Source organism: bacterium (assembly GCA_040757115.1).
Lineage (GTDB): Bacteria > UBA9089 > CG2-30-40-21 > CG2-30-40-21 > SBAY01 > JBFLXS01.
In genome coordinates, this window is sequence record JBFLYA010000352.1 from 1 (window position 1) to 3,015 (window position 3,015).

Genomic DNA, 3,015 nt, shown 5'->3' on the forward strand with positions numbered 1-3,015 from the left:
ATAATTAATGATAAGGTGAATTTATTTATATCTCAAGAAAATAAAATGAATTTCCTGCCAACTAAATTGACTGTAAAAGGCATTTTTGAGACAGGGATGTATGAATACGATGCCAATTTTGCCTGTCTTCATTTAAAAGAAACTCAAGATTTACTTGGATTAAAAAATGCGGTAAGCGTCATTACTGTAAAAACAAGTGATATATGTCTGGTTTCAAAACTCGCCGAAAAGATAATAAATAAATTAGGCTATCCGTATTGGGTTAGAACCTGGGAGCAGATGAATAAAAACCTCTTTTTTGCCTTAAAATTAGAGAAAACTGTGATGTTTATTATCCTTTCCCTGATTATTCTGGTTGCTGGATTTAACATTGCGTCAAGCTTAATGATGCGAGTGATGGAAAAGACAAAGGAGATTGGAATACTCCGGGCTATGGGCGCCAGTTCTTTAAGTATTCAGGCAATATTTTTATTAGAAGGGGCAATTATCGGCATAGTTGGAACAATTATTGGATTTTTAGCCGGAATAGGACTGTGTGAATTATTAGCAAAATATCAATTTATTAAACTACCGGGTGATGTCTATTATCTTAGTTCTATTCCCGTCCATATAAGATGGAACGATGTTGGACTTATAAGTTTATCTGCGATTATTTTAAGTCTGCTTTCGGCAATCTATCCGGCAAGATATGCTAATTCATTAAAACCAATCGAGGCATTGAGGTATGAGTAGGAAGTAGATAGTAGTCAGTAAAGAAACAGAGAAGGGAAGAAAAAGGTTAAGAGGTTAAAAGGATAGGATGATACTTAAGGCGATTGATGTTTATAAATCATACATAAGTGGTAAAATAGAGATTAATGTGCTTTGCGGCTTAAATTTAGAGGTAAAAAAAGGGGAGATTGTAGTTATCGTTGGTGCCTCTGGCGTGGGCAAAAGCACCTTGCTTAATCTCTTAGGCACACTGGATAAACCGGATAAAGGAGAGATTCGCTTTGAAGGGGAAAATATTGCCCAATTGAGTAAACTGGCAAGATTCAGGAACGAATCGATGGGATTCGTCTTTCAGTTCCATCATCTCCTGCCTGAATTTAGTGCCCTGGAAAATGTAATGTTACCGGGTTTAATTGCTCGACGGCAACAAGGTAAAATAAAAAAAGAGGCAGAATTGTTTTTAGAAGAAGTTGGATTAGGCGAAAGAAAAAACCATAAACCCGGTCAACTATCCTGTGGCGAGGCACAACGAGTCGCCATAGTCCGTGCTTTAATAAATAATCCTCAACTGATTTTAGCCGATGAACCAACCGGGAACTTAGATTGGCACACGGCTCAAGAAGTCTATAGCCTTCTTGAAAAACTTATAAGAGAAAAAAATCATACCCTGATTATGGTTACTCATAATGACGAGTTAGCTAAAAGAGCCGATAGGAGACTTAAATTAGTTGATGGAAAACTAAAAGAAGGGGCTTAGATGAATCATCTCGACAAATAAATTAATTCTCCCATTTTCTCATCTCCAACCGAAAGATGCCACTGAATTAATGAACTTTTTATACTTTCACTGATTATTTCTATCCTTTGCAGGTTTTTCCGAATATTCTTTAATTTTGAATTAAAACTATCCTTATCAATCATCTCCATACCTTGAAATGGTGTGCTAAGTTTAGGAATAAATGGATTGATACTGATGACTAATCGTCCTTTGAAACTGGCTTTAATATTGGAAATTAAGGTAATTAATGCCTTAATATCTTCTTGAGTCTCTGTTGGAATGCCAAGCATAAAGTATAACTTAAGGGTAAGAGGGAGATGGCTATTCAGTAATTCTATTTTCTCTATGATTTTCTCATCTGATATAGGTTTATTAATTAGTTGGCGAAGCCCTGGTGAGCCTGCCTCTGGAGCGATGGTTATAGTTTTTTGATTCAGAGTTTTTAGTAATTCTTTAGTGATTGCCTGAATTCTGAGTGAAGATAAAGATACTTCACCGCCAAGTTCTTTTATCTTCTGGCATATTTCCTGTAAATCAGGATGATTGGATATTGCCCCGCCAACCAATCCGAGCCTTTTAGTATATTTTAATCCTTCTTCTACCTGGCTAAGAATAACATTCAGGCTTCTATATCGAAATGGTTTATACAAATGGCTGGCAAGACAAAATTTACACATTTGGGGACAGCCTCTGGTCAATTCAATGAGGAACATATTGCTAAATTCAGTGTTTTTAGTTATGATGCAGGAGTTCGTTGGATAGAGGTCTAAGAAAGGAATGTGTCTTTTGCTAAACTCCTTTTGACCAGAGGATGGAACATAAACCCCAGGGATTTGATTTAAATTAAAAAGTATCTTCTCCTTTGGCAAATCTCTTGAAATTAAATAAGAATCAACAACTTCATTTACTACCTCTTCGCCTTCTCCGATTATAAATATATCCATAAATGAAGATAGTGGTTTTGGGTTAGCTGTAACCGCAGTTCCACCAGCAATGATTAAAGGGTAAGATTTATCTCTATCTCTGGACAACAATGGGATTTTTGCCAGGTCTAATATCGGCAGGATATTAAAATAGTCTAATTCAAAAGGGAGACTAAAAGCAATAATGTCAAACTCATTTAGTGGTCTTTGAGATTCAAGACTAAATAGGGTTGTTTTTGACTTCAGAAACTCCCTTAATTCCTCTTTCTCTGGTTTAAAACTCCGCTCACACCAGGTATCATCCCTTTTATTCAATAATTGATAGATAGTTTGAAATCCGAGGTTGGACATCCCAAGATAATAGGTATTCGGATAAACTAATACTACCGCTACATCTCTTCTATTCTTGTAATAAGCGCCAGTCTCCTGGTCTAATAATTTCTTAGTCTTTTCTATCAACTTCCAGGACATAATACTTAATATTCTAACTCCACTACTTTCTTTTCTTTGTCCTTTTTCAAAATAACGGTTTCTCTGGTAATCTCCACGACCTCATAACCACTAATTTTATCCCCAATACTAACTAATTGAGATTGTGGCTCC

The 3,015-nt window shown here is 35.9% G+C and carries 3 protein-coding genes; 2 read left to right on the forward strand and 1 reads right to left on the reverse strand.

Features of this window, described 5'->3' with window-relative positions; all coding sequences use genetic code 11:
- Both AB1422_18470 and AB1422_18475 read left to right on the forward strand, forming a co-directional pair.
- Positions 1-732: FtsX-like permease family protein (locus tag AB1422_18470; protein MEW6621285.1), on the forward strand; the 732-nt coding region annotated here is incomplete at its 5' end.
- Positions 733-799: 67 nt separating this feature from the next.
- Positions 800-1,468: an ABC transporter ATP-binding protein gene (locus tag AB1422_18475; protein ID MEW6621286.1), complete on the forward strand. Its 669-nt coding sequence runs from the start codon at positions 800-802 to the stop codon at positions 1,466-1,468.
- A gap of 5 nt (positions 1,469-1,473) precedes the next feature.
- Here AB1422_18475 and AB1422_18480 read toward each other — a convergent pair whose 3' ends face one another.
- The gene (locus AB1422_18480) at positions 1,474-2,883 is read right to left on the reverse strand and encodes a radical SAM protein (GenBank protein ID MEW6621287.1); all 1,410 of its coding nucleotides are present in this window, start codon (positions 2,881-2,883) and stop codon (positions 1,474-1,476) included.
- Between the last annotated feature and the right edge of the window lie 132 nt (positions 2,884-3,015).